The organism is Streptomyces sp. NPDC102514 (assembly GCF_055584525.1).
On the sequence record NZ_JBVJLW010000013.1, the window covers coordinates 170,504 to 191,205 of the forward strand.

17 protein-coding genes are annotated in these 20,702 nt (G+C 69.7%); 10 read left to right on the forward strand and 7 right to left on the reverse strand.

The features are described 5' to 3' along the window. The first annotated feature begins 227 nt into the window (after nucleotides 1-227). The 3 genes from ACZ60E_RS29900 to ACZ60E_RS29910 all read left to right on the forward strand — a co-directional run bounded on the left by ACZ60E_RS29900 (nucleotide 228) and on the right by ACZ60E_RS29910 (nucleotide 4,263). Nucleotides 228-899 (forward strand): response regulator transcription factor, encoded by a 672-nt coding sequence (locus ACZ60E_RS29900; RefSeq protein ID WP_384801093.1) that lies wholly within the window; start codon nucleotides 228-230, stop codon nucleotides 897-899. 345 nt (nucleotides 900-1,244) lie between these two features. Further along, nucleotides 1,245-3,176, forward strand: coding sequence for a 2-oxoacid:acceptor oxidoreductase subunit alpha (locus ACZ60E_RS29905; protein WP_384801090.1), 1,932 nt, complete (start codon nucleotides 1,245-1,247; stop codon nucleotides 3,174-3,176). Then, the gene (locus tag ACZ60E_RS29910) at nucleotides 3,169-4,263 is read left to right on the forward strand and encodes a 2-oxoacid:ferredoxin oxidoreductase subunit beta (RefSeq protein WP_384801087.1); all 1,095 of its coding nucleotides are present in this window, start codon (nucleotides 3,169-3,171) and stop codon (nucleotides 4,261-4,263) included. The genes ACZ60E_RS29905 and ACZ60E_RS29910 overlap by 8 nt, the downstream gene beginning before the upstream one ends. A 140-nt stretch (nucleotides 4,264-4,403) precedes the next feature. On the opposite strand, the gene ACZ60E_RS29915 is transcribed toward ACZ60E_RS29910, so the two are convergent. Then, a complete protein-coding gene (locus ACZ60E_RS29915; RefSeq protein WP_225891446.1) occupies nucleotides 4,404-4,739 on the reverse strand; it encodes a winged helix-turn-helix transcriptional regulator in 336 nt (111 codons plus the stop codon). 185 nt (nucleotides 4,740-4,924) lie between these two features. On the opposite strand from ACZ60E_RS29915, the gene ACZ60E_RS29920 reads away from it, so the two are divergent. Continuing rightward, on the forward strand, nucleotides 4,925-5,779 hold the full coding sequence (locus tag ACZ60E_RS29920; protein ID WP_384801084.1) for an SDR family oxidoreductase: 855 nt from the start codon (nucleotides 4,925-4,927) through the stop codon (nucleotides 5,777-5,779). A gap of 155 nt (nucleotides 5,780-5,934) precedes the next feature. After that, nucleotides 5,935-6,981, forward strand: coding sequence for an EamA family transporter RarD (gene rarD / locus ACZ60E_RS29925; protein ID WP_384801393.1), 1,047 nt, complete (start codon nucleotides 5,935-5,937; stop codon nucleotides 6,979-6,981). Between the two features lie 10 nt (nucleotides 6,982-6,991). Here rarD and ACZ60E_RS29930 read toward each other — a convergent pair whose 3' ends face one another. Continuing rightward, the gene (locus ACZ60E_RS29930; protein ID WP_469444453.1) at nucleotides 6,992-8,197 is read right to left on the reverse strand and encodes a 4-hydroxybenzoate 3-monooxygenase; all 1,206 of its coding nucleotides are present in this window, start codon (nucleotides 8,195-8,197) and stop codon (nucleotides 6,992-6,994) included. Between the two features lie 220 nt (nucleotides 8,198-8,417). On the opposite strand from ACZ60E_RS29930, the gene ACZ60E_RS29935 reads away from it, so the two are divergent. The 3 genes from ACZ60E_RS29935 to ACZ60E_RS29945 all read left to right on the forward strand — a co-directional run bounded on the left by ACZ60E_RS29935 (nucleotide 8,418) and on the right by ACZ60E_RS29945 (nucleotide 10,638). Next, on the forward strand, nucleotides 8,418-8,882 hold the full coding sequence (locus ACZ60E_RS29935) for a VOC family protein (RefSeq protein WP_384801078.1): 465 nt from the start codon (nucleotides 8,418-8,420) through the stop codon (nucleotides 8,880-8,882). A 128-nt stretch (nucleotides 8,883-9,010) separates the two neighbouring features. After that, nucleotides 9,011-9,952, forward strand: a complete 942-nt coding sequence (locus ACZ60E_RS29940) for a M28 family metallopeptidase (RefSeq protein WP_384801075.1) — start codon at nucleotides 9,011-9,013, stop codon at nucleotides 9,950-9,952. A gap of 104 nt (nucleotides 9,953-10,056) precedes the next feature. Then, nucleotides 10,057-10,638 (forward strand): flavodoxin family protein, encoded by a 582-nt coding sequence (locus ACZ60E_RS29945; RefSeq protein ID WP_469444455.1) that lies wholly within the window; start codon nucleotides 10,057-10,059, stop codon nucleotides 10,636-10,638. Between the two features lie 55 nt (nucleotides 10,639-10,693). Here the strand turns inward: ACZ60E_RS29945 and ACZ60E_RS29950 are convergent, their stop codons facing one another. The 5 genes from ACZ60E_RS29950 to ACZ60E_RS29970 form a co-directional block, all read right to left on the reverse strand. Next, entirely contained in the window at nucleotides 10,694-11,608 is a 915-nt protein-coding gene (locus ACZ60E_RS29950; RefSeq protein WP_384801069.1) for an ABC transporter permease, read from the reverse strand. Next, nucleotides 11,595-12,596, reverse strand: coding sequence for an ABC transporter ATP-binding protein (locus tag ACZ60E_RS29955; protein ID WP_469444457.1), 1,002 nt, complete (start codon nucleotides 12,594-12,596; stop codon nucleotides 11,595-11,597). The genes ACZ60E_RS29950 and ACZ60E_RS29955 overlap by 14 nt, the downstream gene beginning before the upstream one ends. A 64-nt stretch (nucleotides 12,597-12,660) precedes the next feature. After that, nucleotides 12,661-13,941, reverse strand: coding sequence for a LolA family protein (locus ACZ60E_RS29960; protein WP_469444459.1), 1,281 nt, complete (start codon nucleotides 13,939-13,941; stop codon nucleotides 12,661-12,663). Nucleotides 13,942-14,235: 294 nt separating this feature from the next. Next, entirely contained in the window at nucleotides 14,236-15,276 is a 1,041-nt protein-coding gene (locus ACZ60E_RS29965) for a CHRD domain-containing protein (protein ID WP_469444462.1), read from the reverse strand. 173 nt (nucleotides 15,277-15,449) lie between these two features. Next, complete coding sequence (locus ACZ60E_RS29970) at nucleotides 15,450-16,460, reverse strand: polyprenyl synthetase family protein (RefSeq protein ID WP_189777027.1); 1,011 nt, start codon at nucleotides 16,458-16,460, stop codon at nucleotides 15,450-15,452. A 340-nt stretch (nucleotides 16,461-16,800) separates the two neighbouring features. Between ACZ60E_RS29970 and ACZ60E_RS29975 the strand changes: the two genes are divergently transcribed. Together ACZ60E_RS29975 and ACZ60E_RS29980 are read left to right on the forward strand one after the other, a co-directional pair. After that, nucleotides 16,801-18,324, forward strand: coding sequence for a peptide MFS transporter (locus ACZ60E_RS29975; RefSeq protein ID WP_469444463.1), 1,524 nt, complete (start codon nucleotides 16,801-16,803; stop codon nucleotides 18,322-18,324). 10 nt (nucleotides 18,325-18,334) lie between these two features. Continuing rightward, on the forward strand, nucleotides 18,335-20,395 hold the full coding sequence (locus ACZ60E_RS29980; protein WP_469444465.1) for a CocE/NonD family hydrolase: 2,061 nt from the start codon (nucleotides 18,335-18,337) through the stop codon (nucleotides 20,393-20,395). The last annotated feature ends 307 nt before the right edge of the window (nucleotides 20,396-20,702 follow it).

Here is a 20,702-nt window from a genome sequence, read left to right on the forward strand (position 1 = left end):
CCCGGGGAGCGGGTTCTTCTTCCCCAGTCCCGCCCCTTCCCGAAACCGGGGGCTTCGCCCCCGGCCCCCCAAAAGATCAAAAGATTGCGCCGTTCCCCGCGCCCCTGGATGGGGGCGCGGGGAACTGCGCTGCCGCCCCCGCGAGGGGAAACGTGCCGCGCACAAGCCCCGATGCTGGGATGCTGGGTGCGGACGTATGTGCGGGACGGGCTGGGGGGCCGAGAATCGTGGAGGACAGAGTGCGCGTGGTCATCGCCGAGGATTCAGTGCTGCTGCGGGAGGGCCTGACCCGGTTGCTGACCGACCGCGGGCACGACGTGATCGCCGGCGTCGGGGACGGGGACGCGCTGATCAAGACGATCACGGAGTTCGCGGCGCAGGACGCGCTGCCGGACGTCGTCGTCGCGGACGTCCGGATGCCGCCGACCCACACGGACGAGGGCGTGAAGGCGGCCGTGCAGTTGCGCAAGCAGCATCCGGGGCTCGGCGTCCTGGTGCTGTCGCAGTACGTGGAGGAGCAGTACGCCACCGAACTGCTGGCCGGTTCCACCACCGGCGTCGGCTATCTTCTCAAGGACCGGGTAGCCGAAGTGCGGGAGTTCGTGGACGCGGTCGTCCGCGTGGCCCGCGGCGGCACCGCTCTCGACCCCGAGGTCGTCGCGCAGCTGCTCGGGCGCAGCCGGAAGCAGGACGTCCTCGCGGGGCTCACTCCGCGCGAGAGGGAGGTCCTGGGACTGATGGCCGAGGGACGGACCAACTCCGCGGTCGCCCGGCAGCTCGTGGTCAGCGACGGGGCGGTCGAGAAGCACGTGAGCAACATCTTCATGAAGCTGGGCCTGTCCCAGAGCGACGGGGACCACCGGCGCGTCCTCGCGGTCCTCACCTACCTGAAGTCCTGAACCGACTGCAGTCCTGAACCACCTGAAGTTCTGTACTACCTGAAGTTCTGAGCCACCTGATGTCCCGGGAAGCTGACACTGTGCCAGGGTTCCGTGTCGGGGGCCCGCGTCAGAGATACAGCGTGGTCCGAGTGTGAGAACCGAGAATGTGTACGGAGCGTCTTCACAGGTAACTCCGGGGGGCGGAGCAATCGTGGCAAAACAGGATGTACGACAGTCTCGAAACGGCGTCCGTCATGAGAGCTTCCCGGGGCGGGCACCCCTTGCCGACGTAGGGTTGGGCCCGGGGTGGAGGCCTGCGGGAGGGCCTCACCCGGACAGCCGCCTCGAAGGAGGTTCACTTCAGTGACCAGTCAGGTCAGCAGTCCAGCTGAGCAGGCCGACGGAGCCGTCGTAGGAGAACAGCGCAAACCGGCGGGTGAGAAGGACGTACGCCGGCTCGATCGGGTGATCATCCGGTTCGCGGGGGACTCGGGTGACGGTATGCAGCTCACCGGAGACCGTTTCACCTCCGAGACGGCATCGTTCGGGAACGACCTTTCGACACTGCCGAACTTCCCCGCCGAGATCCGTGCGCCCGCAGGAACACTGCCGGGCGTTTCTTCTTTTCAGCTGCATTTCGCCGACCACGACATCCTCACGCCGGGCGACGCGCCCAACGTGCTGGTGGCGATGAATCCGGCCGCGCTGAAGGCGAACATCGCCGATGTTCCGCGCGGCGCGGAGATCATCGTCAACACGGACGAGTTCACCAAACGGGCGATGTCGAAGGTCGGGTACGCGGCCAGCCCGCTGGAGGACGGTTCGCTGGACGGGTTCTCCGTGCACCCGGTGCCGCTGACCACGCTGACCGTCGAGGCGCTGAAGTCGTTCGACCTCACCCGCAAGGAGGCCGAGCGCAGCAAGAACATGTTCGCGCTGGGTCTGCTGTCGTGGATGTACCACCGGCCGACCGAGGGCACCGAGAAGTTCCTGCGGACCAAGTTCGCCAGGAAGCCCGATATCGCGGCGGCCAACATCGCCGCGTTCAGGGCGGGCTGGAACTTCGGCGAGACGACCGAGGACTTCGCCGTCTCGTACGAGATCGCGCCGGCCACCCAGGCCTTCCCGACGGGCACCTACCGGAACATCTCCGGGAACCTGGCGCTGTCGTACGGGCTGATCGCCGCCTCCCGGCAGGCCGACCTGCCGTTGTACCTGGGCTCGTACCCGATCACTCCCGCCTCCGACATCCTGCACGAGCTGAGCCGGCACAAGAACTTCGGTGTACGCACCTTCCAGGCCGAGGACGAGATCGCGGGGATCGGCGCGGCGCTGGGCGCGGCCTTCGGCGGGTCGCTCGCGGTGACCACGACGTCCGGTCCGGGTGTGGCGCTCAAGAGCGAGACGATCGGGCTGGCGGTCTCCCTGGAGTTGCCGCTGCTGGTGATCGACATCCAGCGCGGCGGGCCCTCGACCGGGCTGCCGACCAAGACCGAGCAGGCCGACCTGCTGCAGGCGATGTACGGGCGCAACGGCGAGGCACCGGTGCCGATCGTGGCGCCCCGTACACCCGCCGACTGTTTCGACGCGGCCGTCGAGGCGGCCCGGATCGCGCTCGCGTACCGCACGCCGGTGCTGCTGCTCTCCGACGGCTACCTGGCCAACGGCTCGGAGCCGTGGCGCATCCCCGAGACCGATGAACTGCCCGATCTGCGGGTGCAGTTCGCGCAGGGTCCCAATCACACGCTGGACGACGGCACCGAGGTCTTCTGGCCCTACAAACGCGACCCCAAGACGCTGGCCCGGCCGTGGGCGATCCCGGGCACGCCGGGTCTTGAGCACCGCATCGGCGGCATCGAGAAGCAGGACGGCACGGGCAACATCAGCTACGACCCGGCCAACCACGACTTCATGGTCCGTACCCGGCAGGCCAAGATCGACGGCATCGACGTCCCCGACGTGGAGGTCGACGACCTCACCGGGACGGCGAACACGCTGGTCCTGGGCTGGGGTTCGACCTACGGACCGATCACCGCGGCGGTACGCCGGCTGCGGGCCGCCGGGGAGCACATCGCGCAGGCCCATCTGCGCCATCTCAACCCCTTCCCGCGGAATCTCGCCGCGGTGCTGGGGCGTTACGACAAAGTGGTCATCCCCGAGATGAACCTCGGCCAGCTGGCCACGCTGGTCCGGGCGAAGTACCTGGTGGACGCCCACTCGTACAACCAGGTGAACGGCATGCCGTTCAAGGCTGAGCAGCTCGCCACGGCTCTCAAGGAGGCCATCGATGGCTGAGACGACCACGGAAGGCTCGGGCACGATCGAGGCGCTCACTCTGGTGCCCAAAGCCGAGGCCAGGCAGTCCATGAAGGACTTCAAGTCCGATCAGGAAGTGCGCTGGTGCCCCGGCTGCGGTGACTACGCGATCCTCGCCGCCGTACAGGGCTTCATGCCCGAACTCGGCCTGGCGAAGGAGAACATCGTCTTCGTCTCGGGCATCGGATGCTCATCCCGCTTCCCGTACTACATGAACACGTACGGGATGCACTCCATCCACGGCCGCGCGCCCGCCATCGCGACCGGGCTCGCCTCGTCACGGCAGGACCTGTCGGTGTGGGTCGTCACCGGCGACGGGGACGCGCTGTCCATCGGCGGCAACCATCTGATCCACGCGCTGCGACGCAACGTGAACCTGAAGATCCTGCTGTTCAACAACCGGATCTACGGGCTCACCAAGGGCCAGTACTCGCCGACCTCCGAGGTCGGGAAGATCACCAAGTCCACGCCGATGGGCTCGCTGGACGCGCCCTTCAACCCGGTGTCGCTGGCGATCGGCGCGGAGGCGTCGTTCGTGGCGCGGACCGTGGACTCCGACCGCAAGCACCTCACCGAGGTCCTGCGGCAGGCCGCCGCCCATCCGGGCACCGCCCTCGTCGAGATCTACCAGAACTGCAACATCTTCAACGACGGCGCCTTCGAGGTCCTCAAGGACCGCCGGCAGGCCGAGGAGGCGGTGATCCGCCTGGAACACGGGCGGCCGATCCGCTTCGGCGCCCCGCTGGAGGACGGCCTCGGCTCCAAGGGGGTCGTGCGCGACGCGGTGACCGGGGATCTGAAGGTCGTCACCGTCACGCCGGAGAACGAGCCGCTGATCCTGGTCCACGACGCGCACTCCGCTTCGCCGACCACGGCGTTCGCGCTGTCCCGGCTCGCCGACCCCGACACGCTGCACCACACGCCGATCGGGGTGCTGCGGGCCGTCGACCGGGCGGTGTACGACACGCAGATGGCCGAGCAGCTCGACTCCGCGATCGAGCAGAACGGCAAGGGGGATCTGTCCGCGCTGCTCACGGGTGGGGATGCGTGGACGGTTGTCGGATAGGGGTTTTTCCTGCCGCTCCGCGGAGGGGTCGGCTCGTCGGCTGCGGGTGCGTCGTGGCCGATCGCGCAGTTCCCCGCGCCCCTGACGGGGCACGACCCCGGAGCTGACGGGGTGCGGCCCGGTCACGTGAGGCCCGGTTCCTAGGACCGGGCCTCGTCGTATGCCTGGCGTGCTTTTTCGACCGCGTCCATCCGTTGCTCGGTCCACAGCGCCAGGGCCAGGACCTGTTCGGCGGCCTCTCGGCCCAGGTCGGTGAGGGAGTAGTCGACGCGCGGGGGTATGACCGGCTTCGCGTCGCGGTGCACGAGCCCGTCGCGTTCCAGGGTCTGCAGGGTCTGCGTGAGCATCTTCTCGCTGACCCTGCCGATCGCCCGGCGCAGCTCGCTGAAGCGGTACGGGCGCTCCCTCAGCTCGATCAGGACGAGGACGCCCCAGCGACTGGTGACGTGCTCCAGGACGAGGCGGTAGGGACACATCCCCTCGCCGGTGGAGTACTTGTCCACGATCGGACTCGCCGCCGCCGGGCCGGCCACCACGGCGCTGTTCTCTTCCGATGTACTTACCGTCATGGAGGTACCTTACTTCAAAGTGGGTACTTTCCCAGAGTTAGTGCAGCTCCTATGGTGAGTACGTACCCACCCCACAAGGAGTTGTTTCCACCATGAGCATTGTCGTCACCGGAGCCACCGGACACCTCGGCCGGCACGTCATCGAGGGCCTGCTGGAGAAGGTCCCGGCCGACCAGGTCGTCGCCGTCGTCCGCAACAAGGAGAAGGCCGCGGAGCTCGCCGCCCGCGGCGTGCGCCTCGCGGTCGCCGACTACAACGCTCCCGAGACCTTCGACCACGTCTTCTCCGCCGGCGACCGGGTGCTGCTCGTCTCCGGCAACGAGTTCGACAAGGGCCGGGTCGCCCAGCACAAGGTCGTCCTCGACGCCGCCAAGGCCGCAGGGGTCGCGCTCTTCGCGTACACCAGCGCCCCCGGCACCCTGACCGCGGCGCTGGCCGACGACCACCGGGGCACCGAGGCCGCGATCCTGGAGTCCGGTGTGACGTACACCCTCCTGCGCAACGGCTGGTACAACGAGAACTACACCGAGAACCTCGCCCCCGTCCTCGAACACGGCGCCGTCGTCCAGGCCGCCGGTGAGGGCCGGATCTCCGCCGCCTCCCGCGCGGACTACGCCGCCGCCGCCGTGGCCGTGCTGACCGGCGAGGGCCACGAGAACAAGACGTACGAGCTGGGCGGCGACACCGCCTTCGGCTTCGCCGAGTACGCCGCCGCGGTGGCGCAGGCGTCCGGCAAGGAGATCGTGTACAACGCCGTCCCCGCCGAGACGTTCAAGGGCATCCTGACCGGCGCCGGCCTGCCCGCGCCGTTCGCCGAGATCCTCGCCGGTGTCGACGTGTCCATCGAGAAGGGCGAGCTGATCGTCGACTCGGGCGACCTCTCCCGGCTGACCGGCCGTCCGACCACGCCGATCGCGGAGTCGGTCGCGGCGGCGCTCAAGGGCTGAGCCCCGCCCCGGCCGGACACGTACCCGCGACCGAACCCGCACGGGATACGCACCCCCGCCTGTCATGACCGTATGGCGATACGGGCATGACGTACGGGGGTGCTTGGCGCTACCTTCTTTGAGTTTGGAGCCACCACGAAAGAAGGGCCGTACCGGTGAAGTCCGAGGGCGAGCAGCACATAGGTCCGGACGCGGGTCCGGAGTCCAAGGGCGAACAGCGGATCGGTCTGCTGAACGGTTTCGCGGCGTACGGCATGTGGGGGCTCGTCCCCCTCTTCTGGCCGTTCCTCGAACCCGCGAGCGCCGGAGAGATCCTCGCCCACCGCATGGTCTGGTCCCTCGGTTTCGTACTGATCGCCCTCGTGGTGATGCGCCGCTGGTCGTGGGCCCTCCCGCTGCTGCGCCAGCCGCGCAAGCTGGGCCTGATCACCGTCGCGGCGGCCGTGATCACCGTCAACTGGGGCGTCTACATCTGGGCCGTGAACAGCGGCCATGTGGTGGAGGCGTCCCTCGGCTACTTCATCAATCCCCTCGTCACCATCGCGATCGGCGTCCTGCTCCTGAAGGAACGGCTGCGGCCCGCGCAGTGGGCGGCGGTCGGCACCGGCTTCGCCGCGGTGCTCGTCCTGACCGTCGGCTACGGCCAGCCGCCGTGGATCTCCCTCTGTCTCGCCTTCTCCTTCGCCACGTACGGCCTGGTGAAGAAGAAGCTCAACCTCGGCGGCCTGGAGTCGCTGGCCGCCGAGACAGCCGTCCAGTTCCTGCCCGCGCTCGGCTATCTGGTGTGGCTGTCCGCCAAGGGCGACGCGACCTTCGGCGGTGAGGGCGCCGGGCACGCGGTGCTGCTGGCCGCGACCGGTGTGGTGACCGCCCTGCCGCTCGTCTGCTTCGGCGCGGCGGCGATCCGGGTGCCGCTGTCCACGCTGGGCCTGCTGCAGTATCTGGCGCCCGTGCTGCAGTTCCTGCTCGGCATCCTGTACTTCCACGAGGCGATGCCCCCCGAGCGGTGGGCCGGGTTCGCCCTGGTGTGGGCCGCGCTGTCGCTGCTGACCTGGGACGCGCTGCGGACGGCCGGCCGGTCGCGGACGGCCCTGCGGAACGCGGCGATCGCCGCGGCCACGGCGACCGCGGAGGCGGCGGCCGAGGCGTCGCTGCCCGAGGCGGCCGAGCGGGAACAGGAGCAGGCGAGCCGCCCTCAGTAGCTCGACGGCCTCAGTAGTCGGTGTCCTTGCCGAGGAACAGTTCGGCGAATCCGGCCGCGGCGGCGGGCGAGCCCAGGGTCCGCCGCATCCTCGCCCGCGCGATCCCCGCACGGAACGGATCGCCGGACGAGACACCGTGGTACACCTCGGACAGCCACTGCGAGAACTCCTGGTACTGCCACACCCGCCGCAGACACCTCTGCGAGTAGCCGCGCAGCCCGCTGTCGTCCCCCTTGCCGTAGTGCGCGACGAGCGCGTCGCCGAGCAGCAGGGAGTCGTGGATCGCGAGGTTCATGCCCTTCGCGCCGATCGGTGCGAGCAGATGGGCCGAGTCCCCCACCAGATACAGCCGCCCGTACGCCATCGGCTCCACCACGTAGTTGTGCATGGGCAGGACCCGCTTCTCGATCAGCTCGCCCTCGACGAGCGGCCGGGACCCGTCCGCCGCGAGCCGTTCGTGCAGCTCGGACCAGACGCGGTCGTGCGACCAGTTCTCCGGGTCGTCGCCCGGCGGGCACTCCAGGTAGTAACGGGTGACCTGCGGACTGCGGGCCATGTGCCCGGCGAACCCGCGCGGATGGATCCCGAAGACCACGCAGTCGGAGGACGGGGGCGCCTCGGCGAGGAGGGCCAGCCAGCCGATGCCGAGGTCGTGCCGGGCGACCGTGACGTGCTCCGCCGGCATGTGGTCGCGGGTCACCCCGCGCGCGCCGTCGCACCCGGCGACGAAGTCGCAGTCGAGCCGCACGCGTTCGCCCGTCTCCGGATCGGTGTACGCCACCGAGGGCCGGTCGGTGTCCGTCCCGGCCGGCTCGACGTCACGGACGCCGAAGCGGATGTCGCCGCCGCGGACGTCCGCGTACTCCCGCACCAGGTCCGTCACCAGGAGCGGCTGCGGATAGACGTAGTGCCGCTGCCCCGACACGTCCGTGTACGGGAACCGGTGGCTCTCCCCCGCGAACCGGAACTCGCACTCGGTGTGCACGACCGTGTTCTGCAGCAGCCGGTCCGCGAGGCCCCGTCCGTCCAGCGCGCGGACCGCCCACTCCTCCAGGAACCCCGCGCGCGGACGCTGTTCGATGAACTGCCGGCTCTCGTTCTCCAGCACCACGCAGTCCACGGAGGCGGCCCGCAGGATGTTGGCCAGCGTGAGCCCGGCGGGGCCGGCGCCCACGACGACGACGCGGGTGCGCTGGACCAAGACGTCTGCGGTCATACGAACAGTATGGCGAGTTCGAGGGGGGCGTCTGAGGGGTTTTCCTCGCCCCCGCCGCCCCTACCCGTCCCGTACCTGCCTCAGGGGCTCCGCCCCCGAACCCCCGCTCCTCAAACGCCGGAGAGGCTGAATGACTTAGGGGCGCGGGGAACTGCGCAATCGTTGAGGCCCGCCCCCATCACGCCCAATGGGCTCCACCTCGCACAGGTTCTGCCTATAAATGGTCACCATGACCGAACCCATGCACTGGAAACTCGTCGTCGACACCACCGACCCGCACGCCCAGGCCGATTTCTGGGGCGCCGCCCTCAACTACGTCGTCGAGGACCACAGTTCGCTGATCGAGCGGCTGCTGAGCGTCGGCGCCGCACCCCCCGAGCTGGTCGTCGAGTCGCACGGCCGCCGCGCCTGGCGGGACGCGACCGGCGTACGGCACCCGCAGGACCCGTACCAGGAGGAGAGCGGCGTGGGGCTCGGGCGGCGGCTGCTGTTCCAGCGCGTACCGGAGCCCAAGACCGTGAAGAACCGGCTGCACATCGACCTGCACTCCGAGGACGGGCAGCGGGACGCGGAGGTCGCGCGGCTGACCGGGCTCGGCGCGACGGTCGTCCGCGAGGTGAGGGAACCCTCGGGCGAGTGGGTCGTGATGGCCGACCCGGAGGGCAACGAGTTCTGCCTCCACTGAGCCGTATCCGCTATGCGAACGCCGCTGACCGGATTGTGCTCTTGACGGAACGTCAACCTCAGCTTCACCATCAGGCACCAATTTCCGCAAGGAATCCAAGGAATCCAAAGGAATTCGGAGCCCCCCACATGAAGCTCTCTGTTCCCGGACGCGCCACGGGTGCCGCCGCACTGGCGATCGCCGCGTTGCTCACGACGAGCGCGATAGCCGACGCCGCGCCCGCGCGCGTGGCCGCCGCACCGGACATACCCGTGGCCAACGTCAAGGCCCATCTCACCCAGCTGCAGTCCATAGCCACCGCCAACGGCGGCAACCGCGCCCACGGCCGCACCGGCTACAAGGCGTCTCTCGACTACGTGAAGGCCAAGCTGGACGCGGCCGGATTCACCACCGCCATCCAGCAGTTCACCTCCTCCGGCAGCACCGGCTACAACCTGATCGCCGACTGGCCCGGCGGCGACACCAACCAGGTCGTCATGTCGGGCTCCCACCTCGACAGCGTCTCCGCGGGGCCCGGCATCAACGACAACGGCTCCGGTTCGGCGGCCGTCCTGGAGGCCGCGCTCGCCGTGTCCCGGGCGCAGTACCAGCCCACCAAGCATCTGCGGTTCGCCTGGTGGGGCGCGGAGGAGCTGGGCATGGTCGGCTCCCGCTACTACGTCAACAGCCTCACCACCGCCAACCGCGCGAAGATCAGCGGCTATCTGAACTTCGACATGATCGGGTCGCCGAACCCCGGCTACTTCGTCTACGACGACGACCCGGCCATCGAGAAGACCTTCAAGGACTACTTCACCGGTCTCGGTGTCGCGACCGAGATCGAGACCGAGGGCGACGGCCGCTCGGACCACGCCTACTTCAAGAGCGCGGGCATCCCCGTCGGCGGCCTCTTCACCGGGGCCAGCACCCGCAAGACCGCGGCCCAGGTGACCAAGTGGGGCGGCACGGCGGGCGTGGCGTTCGACCGCTGCTACCACTCCTCGTGCGACACGACGACGAACATCAACGACACCGCCCTGAACCGCAACAGCGACGCCCTCGCGTACGCGGTGTGGGAGCTGTCGGAGTAACCCGGCCCGGCCCGTCACAGGGGTAGGACCTGTCGACGACTGCATGCGTGTGCATATACTGCATACGCGTGTAGTCGTCGGACGCCCTACATGACGGAGCCCTCATGACCCGCCACTTCCTCTTCCTCCTGGGCAGCAGCCGCGGCAACGGCAATACGGAGCTGCTGGCCCGCAAGGCCGCCGAGCAGCTGCCCGCCGATGCCACCCGGCGCTGGATCGATCTGGCCGAGCACCCCCTGCCCGACTTCGAGGACCTGCGCCACGACAGCGACCACGTCCGGCCGTCCGGTGATCACCGGGCGACGCTTCTCGACGCGACGCTCGCGGCGACGGACCTCGTCATCGCCTCACCGCTGTACTGGTACTCCGTGTCCGCGTCCACCAAGCGCTATCTCGACCACTGGTCGGGCTGGCTGCGCACCCCCGGCATCGACTTCAAGAAGACGATGGCCGGACGCACCCTGTGGGGCGTCACCGCGCTCGCGCACGAGGAGGAAGAGGTCGCCGATCCCCTCATCGGCACCCTCAACCACTCGGCCGCCTACCTGGGGATGCGCTTCGGCGGGGTCCTCCTCGGCAACGGCAGCAGGCCCGGGGACGTACTGAACGACTCCGCAGCCCTGGCCGCCGCCAAGACGTTCTTCGCCCAGGAAGCCCCGCTCGCCCGCTTCCCCTACGAGAGCTGAGAGTCGGGGGCCGATAGCCGAGAGCCGGGGGCCGGTCTCAGGGGCGGGCGCCGCTCTACGCGGTGATGTCCTTCGCCGTGAACCGCGCCCAGGCCGCCGCGCCGAACACCGCCGCGTACAGCCCCTGGAGTTCCAGGTTGCGGATCAGGTCGTCCCAGTACACGGGGTCGCGCATGAGATCGGCGAAGGACAGCCAGTAGTGCGAGAAGATGTACGGCTGGATCGCGTGCAGCTGGGGGATCTGGTCGAGGATCTGCACGGTGATCAGCAGACCGACGGTCGTCGCCATCGCCGCGATCCCGCTGTTCGTGAGGGTCGAGACGAACAGGCCCAGCGCCGCGATCCCGATCAGTGACGCGGCCACGATCAGCGCGATCAGCAGGGCCCGGCCCAGCCCCTCGCCGAAACTGATGCGGGTGCCGGAGATCGTCGTCAGCTCGCCCAGCGGGAACAGGAGCGCGCCGACGACGAGCGCCGAGGTCGCCACGACGAGGGTGGCGATGACACAGAAGGCCAGCGTGGTCGCGTACTTGGTGATCAGCAGGCGCGTCCGCCCCGCCGGTGCCACCAGCAGATAACGCAGCGTCCCGGCGTTGGCCTCGCCCGCGATCGCGTCGCCCGCGATGACGCCGACCGCCATCGGCAGGAAGAACGGCAGCGTGGCGGCCAGCGCGGTGAACACCAGGAACAGTCCGTTGTTGGTGATCTGCGCGATGAACGCGGGCCCCTCTCCCCCGCCGCCTCCGGCGGACGACCCGTCGCTCGTCTCGATCCTGACCGCGATGCCGACCAGCACCGGCACCGCGGCGAGCACCCCGAGCAGGGCGATCGTCCGCCAGCGGCGGAGCGTGGTGCTCAGCTCGTTGCGCAGCAGGCCTAGGGTCCACAGCGGGCTCGGCGCCCGTCCCGGGGCGGCTCTCCGCGTGCTCTTCTCCGCCGCCGACGGCTCGGCGGTCTCAGCCCGCGACATCGAAGCCCTCCCCCGTGAGCGCCACGAACGCGTCCTCCAGCGAGGCCCGCTCGATCCCGAAACCGCGGACGCGGACGCCCGCCGTGACCAGTGCCGCGTTCACCTCGGCGAGGTCGCGGTCCGGTGGATCGGCGCTCACCCGGTCCTCGGCGAGCACGACATCGCTCAGGCCCTGTTCCTTCAGCACCCGGGCCGCGTCGCCCGGATCGGGTGTGGTCACGACGAGCCGGCTGCGCGCGCCCGCCGCCAGCTCGGCCACCGGGCCCTGGGTGATCAGCCGGCCCTGCGCCATCACCGCGGCGTGCGTGCAGACCTGCTCGATCTCGTCGAGCAGGTGCGAGGAGAGGAACACGGTCGTGCCGTCCGAGGCCAGCTCACGGACCAGGGCGCGGATCTCCCGCATCCCCTGCGGATCGAGTCCGTTGGTCGGTTCGTCCAGCACGAGCAGCTTCCGGGGCTGCAGCAGCGCGGCCGCGAGCCCCAGCCGCTGCTTCATGCCCAGCGAGTAGGCCTTCGCCTTCTTGCCCGCGGCTGCGGTCAGTCCGACCCGGTCGAGCGCGCTCGCCACGCGCGTGCGCCGGGTGCGCGGGTCGGCGGCCGGGTCGGCGGAGTCGTAGCGCAGGAGGTTGTCGCGGCCGGAGAGGAAGCCGTAGAGCGCGGGGCCCTCGATGAGCGCGCCCACGTGCGGCAGGACGGTCCCCGTGGCGCGCGGCATGGACCGGCCCAGGACACGGGCCGTGCCGGAGGTCGGTTCGATCAGGCCCATCAGCATTCTGATGGTGGTGGTCTTCCCCGAGCCGTTCGGTCCGAGGAAGCCGAAGACGCTGCCCGCCGGGACGGCCAGGTCGAGGCCGTCGACGGCGAGCTGTCCACCGCGGTAGCGCTTGGTCAGCGCACGGGTGGCGATCACGGTGTCGCCCGTGTCGCGTGGGTCCACCGTGCCGCCGTCGCCCGTCGTGTCCCCGTCCGCGGTGGACAGTTCCGCCATCGACTCCCTCACTTCGCCTTGCCCTCGGGGGACCCCGCCGTCGGGGGGCCGACAGGTACGGGGCCTACTTCGCCGCGTCGGCCGCCTTCACCAGCGCGTCCTTGGTGACCGCACCGGCGTAGACCTTGCCGTCGTCCGTGATCAGCGCGTTGACCAGGCGGGTCGAGAAGACCGTGCCCGAGCCGAACTTGCCGCTCACCTTGTCGCCCAGCGAGTCCAGGAAACGGCCCGCGTCGCCCCCGCCGGCGTTCTCCGACGGCAGGCCCTCGCCGCCGGTGTCGAAGCGGGCGATGGAGCTCCAGCCCTCGCCGATGACGTTCAGGCCCTGGAACTCCTTGCCCAGGTCCTCGCCGCCGTTCCCGGGACGCGCTTTGTCACCCTTGTCACCCTTGCCTCCCTTGTCCACGCCGCCCTTGCCCGCCGGGCCGTGGGACGTCGACTCGTCGCCCTCGGTGACCTTCGCGCCCTTCGGCGGGGTGAAGTCGAAGGTGGACGCGGCCGGCCTGGAGAAGTCGACCTTGGTGAAGCCCGCGTCGATGACGGCCGCGCCGCCGCTCGCCGGGGTGAGCGTGAACTTCAGCGGCAGACCGGTCTTCGCGTCCACGGCGATGGAGATCGCGCCGACCGTCGAACCGGACTGCTTCGGCTCGATCAGCAGCTTGTAGGCGTCCCGCCCGGCGATCCGCGCCGTGCCGTCGACGGTCACGGACGTCGTGTCGTCCGACGCCTTCAGCGCCTCCTCGGCCAGCTCCTTGGGCGTGGCCGGCACATCCTCGGACCTGTCCTTCGGCCCCTTCTCCGCGGAGCCGGAGGAAGCGGCGTCCTTCACGTGGTAGGCCTCGTTCGACTTGCTGTCGTACGCCCACACCTCGTCGCCGTTGTGGATCACGCTGTACTCGGCGGCCTTGTCGAGGAGCGACACCTTCTGCTTGTCCTCGCCGTCGGACGCGACCCGCAGGGTGTGCGTACCGGACGCCAGTTCCATCAGCTTGGACGACGGGTCCGCGGACGAGCCCGAGCCGTCGCGTCCGCCACCCGTGGCAGCGCCGCCGAGGCTGCTCTCCAGGCCGCCGAGGTCCGGCAGACCGAGGTCCGTGCTGATCTTCACCGTGCCGGACAGCTGCTGTACGTCCGAGGCGGCGATCTTCTCGATGAGCTGCTGGGCGCTGACCTTCGGCAGGTCGGGGTCGCCGGAGCCCGCGAACGCCGGGACCAGCCCGATGGTCGCCGCGGCCACCCCCACCACCGCGACAGGGACGACATACCGGGCGGCTTTCTGCCGGCCGCCGCGCCTGTCCTCCGCCTCGTCGTCGGTCGTGCTGTCGTCGGATCCGTACGGTGCCATGTGTGCCCTACCTCCGTTGTCGGCGGCGGCTAACCGTCCACGCACTCGTCCACCCTGGCCGCCATTGTCACCCGAACTGCTGTGAAGTGGTGTGTCCCATCCGACCAAATCGGCCGGTCGAAAGCGTCAGACCTCGGAGCCAACTCCTTGTACACCTGGGGTATGACATGGGTGGACGGCGCCCCTCCCGACCCGTAGGGGTCGAACGGGAAGGACGCCGTCCGTGTAACACGCCGAAGCGCGGTGAAACCCTTCGCCCGCCCTTTGCCCACGGGCTGACGACAGCCGCTGTGCCTACCGGTTGACGAAGACGTAGTCCGCCCCGTACGGCACTCCCACGACCGTCCCCACCTTGCACGAGCCGGCCGGAGCCACCCCGCCCACGGTGTTCAGGCGCAGGATCTCCGCGGTGCCCGCGAGCAGGCCCCGGTGCCTGCCGGACTGCACGGCCCTGAGGTCCAGTTCGGGGATGTTCCTGTCGCCGTTCGGAGTCTTGGAGATCAGCGCGCCGGTCACCGCGCTGCGGTCGGCGGCGATCCACTGCGGAGTACCCGAGTTGGGCTTCACGAACGAGTGGGCGATGGGCCCGCCCAGCACGGCGCTCACATCACGCTGCGCGAAGGCCTTGGTGCCGTCGGCCGACTTCTTGCACTCGTAGATCTGCCTGCCCTTGACGACGGAGGCCTGGAAGTTGTTCGGCGCGTGCCGGAAGTCGAAGTCCGTGGTGACCTTGTGGAGCTGGCCGCGGACGGCGCCACCCGGGAACTCGGCGGTGTGCAGGTTGGCGTAGAAGCTGCCCGGGTCGGCCTTCAGCTTCCCGAGCAGGGCCGCGTCCCCGACCTTGACCGTGCCGGTGACCGTGCGCCCCCGGGCGTCGTCCAGCAGCTTGGTGAAGTCGACCTTGACGCCGCCGTTGACGCCCTTGGCGCCCTGGTGGATGTGGAGCATGACCGGCTTGCCGGTGCCGCGCCACTTGACGGCGACGGACACCTTGTCGCCCTTGACCTTGACGAATTCGAGCGCCGCGCCGTCCTTGTCGCCGACCGCGGGGCCGCCCTGGACCGGTACCTCGTTCGCGCCGTTCAGACTGGCGGCGAGGATGGTGCCGCCCTTGCCGCCGGCGAGAGAGCCGCTCCGCACCCCGATGGACCCTTCACCGTGACCCGCGTGCCCCGCGTGGTCCGCGCCCGTGCTCGAATCCGCGCCCCGGCCGGAGCTGTCGCTGTCGGCCACCGCAGGGAGTACTGCGGCGGCGACACCGGCCGCGGCGGCCACCGCGACACCGGTCATGACGAGCTTCCTGCGGCGCTGCGCGAACGTGACGATCGTCCCCATGATTCGTTTTCTCCCCGTGATCCCGCCGACGCCCCCTGCGTCGGCCTCTGCACTGGATTGCGGAACGAATCTCAGACTGGACTTAATCCAGATGTGTGACCTGAGCCACACACCCGGGTCGTGCGCCCTGGAATCCCGCCGGACGATCACGCGGCGGCGAAAAGACGCGCAGGTCAGCCCGCGCGGTGCACCACCGCGTCGCACAGCTCCACCAGAGCCGCCTTCGCGTCGCACTCCGGGAGAGGCGCCAGCGTGGCGCGGGCGTCCTCCGCGTACCGCACGGTGTCGCGGCGGGCCTGGTCGAGGGCGGGGTGGACGCGCAGCCTGGCCAGCGCCTCCGCGTGCCGTGCGTCGTCCGTCAGGTCGGAGGCGAGCAGTTCGGCGAGGGCGATGTCCTCGGCGAGTCCCAGCCGCTCGACGCGCTCGCGCAGCCGCAGGACGGGCATGGTCGGGATGCCCTCGCGCAGATCGGTGCCCGGGGTCTTGCCGGACTCGCGCGAGTCGCTCGCGATGTCCAGCACGTCGTCGGCGAGCTGGAAGGCGACGCCGAGCCGCTCCCCGTACTGCGTCAGCACGTCGACGACCGTCTCGTCGGCGCCCGACATCATCGCGCCGAACCGGCCGGCCACGGCGATCAGGGAGCCGGTCTTGCCGCCGAGCACGTCCATGTAGTGGTCGACCGGGTCGCGTCCGTCGCGCGGTCCCGCCGTCTCCAGGATCTGGCCGGTGACCAGCCGCTCGAACGCCTCCGCCTGGACCCGTACGGCCTCGGGGCCCAGGTCGGCCAGGATGTGCGAGGCGCGCGCGAAGAGGAAGTCGCCGGTGAGGACCGCGACCGAGTTGTCCCAGCGGCTGTTGGCGCTGGGCACCCCGCGGCGCACGTCCGCCTCGTCCATCACGTCGTCGTGGTACAGCGTGGCGAGGTGGGTCAGCTCGACGACGACCGCCGAGGGCACGATCCCCGGCGCGTACGGATCACCGAACTGGGCGGCGAGCATCACGAGCAGCGGCCGGAACCGCTTGCCGCCCGCGCGCACGAGGTGCTGCGCGGCCTCCGTGATGAACGGGACCTCGCTCTTGGTCGCTTCGAGCAGTCCCTCCTCGACAGCCGCCAATCCGGCCTGGACATCGGCTTCGAGAGCCTGGTCCCGCACGCTCAGCCCGAACGGCCCGACGACGGTCACGAGGGTCTCCTGTCTGCTGACGCTCTCAACGGCGGTCTCTGGATGCTCTGGGTGTGCTCTGTGCTGTGGGTGTTTGTCGATGTGTCGCTGCCGGCTCTCAAGTCAGCGTATCCGGTCGTCTTTCGATCACGATGAGCGCCCGCCCGTCACCTGCCACCACCCTGCCGGACACCCTCCGGCTGATCCCTTTTGCACCTTCGGTCAGGCCGGGCGGTATCGGACCGCGGAAGGTATGTTCGTGATCTGTCGATATGACTGACAACTGACGGATACCTCCTGACTGACGGATACCTCCTGAAGAGGATGGCTTTTCCGGAAGTGGTGCGGGAAGTGGTGGATCTTGTCCCACAGTGCGATCGAAACCGGTTCCGCACCCGACCCGGAGCCCGGGGACGGACCCCCGGACGCCGCCGACGACCACGCCTTCTTCGGCCAGCCCAGAGGCCTGCTCACCCTCTCCGGCCTTGAGGTCTGGGAGCGCTTCTCGTTCCTGGGGATGCAGGCGATCCTCGTCCTGTACTTCGCGGACACGGTCGCCCACGGAGGCATGGGCATGTCCGCCGGAACGGCCGCCTCCGTCTCGGCCGCGTACGGGACGCTCGTCTATCTGGTCTCGGTGGCCGGCGGCTGGCTCGCCGACCGGGTCCTCGGCTCGTACCGGGCGGTCCTGTGGGGCGGGATCCTGATCGCCTGCGGCCACTACGCGATGGCGGTGCCCACCGCGGCGGCCACCTGGGCCGGCCTGGGACTGATCAGCGCGGGCACGGGCCTGCTGAAGCCCAACGTCGCCACCATGGTCGGCAAGCTCTACCGCACCGACGACGACCGCCGTGACGCCGGTTTCGCGCTCTACTACATGGCCATCAACACGGGCGCCTTCGCGGGCCCGCTGATCACCGGCTGGCTGGGCGACCACCGGGGCTGGCACTGGGGCTTCTCCGCGGCGGCCGTCGGCATGACCCTCGGCCTGATCCAGTACGTCGCGGGCCGCCGTCACCTGGCCGGACGCAGCCAGGCGGCCGAGTTCGCGCTGCCGCCCCGCGCCATGCGCCGCGCGGTCCGGCTGATCGTCCTGGGGCTCCTGGCCGCGGCGGCACTCGCGGTCGTGCTGGCCCTCTCCGGAGTGCTCACCATGGACCGCTTCGTGGACCTGCTGACGCTGATCTCGGTGATCGCGCCGGTGGTGTACTTCGCGGTGATGTTCAGGAGCCCGCGGGTGACCCCGGAGGAACGCGGCCGGCTGCGCCCGTACATCGTCCTCTTCCTGGCCTCCACGGTCTTCAACTTCATCCTCTTCCAGGCGTACTCGACGATGATCCTGCTGGCCGCGTCGAACGCCGAGACGACGATCCTCGGCTTCGACTTCCCCGCCGGCTGGTACGCGTCCGCCCTGGGCGCCTTCGAGGTCGCGCTGGCCCCCGTGGTGGCCGCGCTCTGGGTGCGGATGGGACACCGCCAGCCGCACGCCTCCAACAAGATCGCGTTCGGCGTGGTGCTGGGAGGGCTGTCGTTCCTGCTGATGGTGCTGCCGACCTCCGGCCACGACGGCGACGACTACCTGATGTCCGTCTGGTGGATCGTCGGCTCGTACTTCCTGCTGGGGCTCGGCGACATCCTCCTGGAGACCTCCGGCATGTCGGCCACCACGAAGCTCGCCCCGAAGGCCTTCGCCAGCCAGACCATGTCCCTCTGGTTCCTCTCGCTGGCCCTCGCCAACGGCATCCAGGCCCAGACCGTGAAGCTCTACGACGACGTCTCCAAGCCCGCGTACTTCGGCGTCAACGGCGCGATCGCCGTGGCCGCCGGTCTGCTCGTGATCGCCGCGGCGTCCTGGCTGCGCCGCACGATGCACCCCGTCCACTGAGGTGACACCCATGCGCATCCGTACGTCCTTCCCCTGCGAGACGTTTCACGAGGACATCCGCATTCCCCTCACGGACGGAACCAAGCTCTACGCGCGCGTGTGGCGTCCGCTCACCGGCGAACCCGTACCGGCCCTGCTCGAATACCTCCCGTACCGGCTGACCGACTGGACCGCCCCGCGCGACTGGCAGCGCCACCCCTGGTACGCGGGCCACGGCTACGCCTCCGTGCGCGTGGACGTCCGCGGGCACGGCAACTCCGAGGGCCTGCCGGGCGACGAGTACTCCGCGACGGAGCTGGCCGACGGGGTCGAGGTCGTCGACTGGCTCGCCGCCCAGCCCTGGTGCTCCGGCTCGGTCGGCATGTTCGGCATCTCCTGGGGCGGCTTCAACTCCCTCCAGATCGCGGCCCTCGCGCCCGAACCGCTCAAGGCCGTCGTCACGGTCTGCTCGTCGGACGACCGCTACGACAACGACGTGCACTACATGGGTGGTTCCGTACTCGCCGTCGACATGCACGCGTGGGCGGCGACCATGCTCGCGTTCGTGTCGCGCCCGCCCGACCCCGCGTACGCGGGCGCGTCCTGGCGCGACCTGTGGGTGGAACGACTGGCGTCGGTCGATCCGTTCCTGCACACCTGGCTCGCCCACCAGACGAGGGACGAGCAGTGGCGCCGCGGCAGCGTCTGCGAGGACTACTCGGCGATCCGGGCGGCCGTGCTCGCGGTCGGCGGCTGGCACGACCCGTACCGGGACACCGTGCTGCGCCTCGTGGAACACCTCCCGCCGGACCGCGTACGGGGCCTGATCGGGCCCTGGTCGCACCAGTACCCCGACCGGGGGCTGCCGCCCGGCCCCGCCATCGGCTTCCTCCAGGAGACGCTGCGCTGGTGGGACCACTGGCTGAAGGACACCGACGCCGACACCGACGCCGAGACGGGCACCGGCAGCAGCACCCGCTCCGGCTCCGGCAGCAGCTCCGGCTCCGGGGTGATGTCCGAGCCACTGCTGCGCTCGTACGTCAGCGACTCGCACCCGCCCGCGACGGTGTACCCGGTGCTGCCCGGCCGCTGGGTCGGCGACCCCGCCTGGCCCTCCCCGCTGGTCGCCCACGTCCCGTACGCGCTCCAGGGCGCCCCCGTGGTGGTGCGCTCCCCGCAGCACACCGGGCTGGACGCCGGCCGCTTCTTCCCCTTCGGCAACGACGCGGACCTGCCGCCGGACCAGCGGGAGGAGGACGCGCGGTCGGTGTGCTTCGAGTTCGAAGTACCCGAGGAGATCTGGGTACTGGGCCGCCCGCGCGTGCGCCTGAGGCTCACCTCTCCGGCGACGCGCGGCCATGTAGTGGCCCGTCTGTGCGACGTGGCTCCTGACGGCTCCTCGACCCTGGTCACCCGAGGCGTCCTGAACCTGACAGCCCGTCATGGCCGTGACCAGGTGGTTCCTTGGGAACCGGGCGCTACGGAGAATGTGCTCTTCGAACTGAACGGCATCGGCCACGCCTTCCCGCCGGGCCGTCGCATCCGGCTCGCGGTCTCCTCCGCGTACTGGCCGTGGATCTGGCCCCAGCCGGGCTCGGAGGCGGGCTTCACCCTCACTCCGTCGGGCAGCGTGCTGGAACTGCCGGTCCGCGCCCAGGAGTCGGACCCCTCCATCGTCTTCGAGGAACCGGAGCAGTCGGCTCCGCTCGGTGTGAACTTCCCCGCCACCCTGGACGAACCGCGCCCCGAACGCCTCGTGGTCCGCGATGTCGCCAAAGGTGAATGGCGCCTGGAAGTGGATCCGCGGTACGGCGGCACCCGCGTCTATCCGGACGGACTCGAATTCACCGAGGACGCGCTGGAGACGTACACGATCAATGAGTCGGACCCGTTGTCCGCGCGCACCAGGTCCGACTGGTCCGTCCGGCTGCACCGGCCGGAAATGCCGTGGGACGCGAGTGTCGAGACGCACTCCGAAATCACCTGCGACGAGACGGACTTCATCACTTCGAACGAAGTGATCTGCAAGGACGGCGACGAAGTGGTGTTCCACCGCACCTGGGAGAAAAGGATTCCGCGTACGGCGGGATGAGCCGGGACGGGTTCACGCACCCCTGGAACCGCCCGCGGCGCCCGGTATCCGGCGTCCACAGAATATTGCGTATCACCTTTTTTATGGACATTGGCCTCCTGTGCCAGTGAATTGAGTCACGCCCGCGTGCGGTGATCGTTTCGCCGGTTCCGTCGATTTCCCTTTGCGGAAAGCAAGTTGAACTTCGCCTTCCGTTTTGATCAAGAGATATTCGCCCGACATGGCAGTTCAAAGCCGTCGCTGCGCGAATTCGGGGCTTGTTCACGGCATGTGCTCTCGCATACGTTCACGTCACTCCGGACGGATC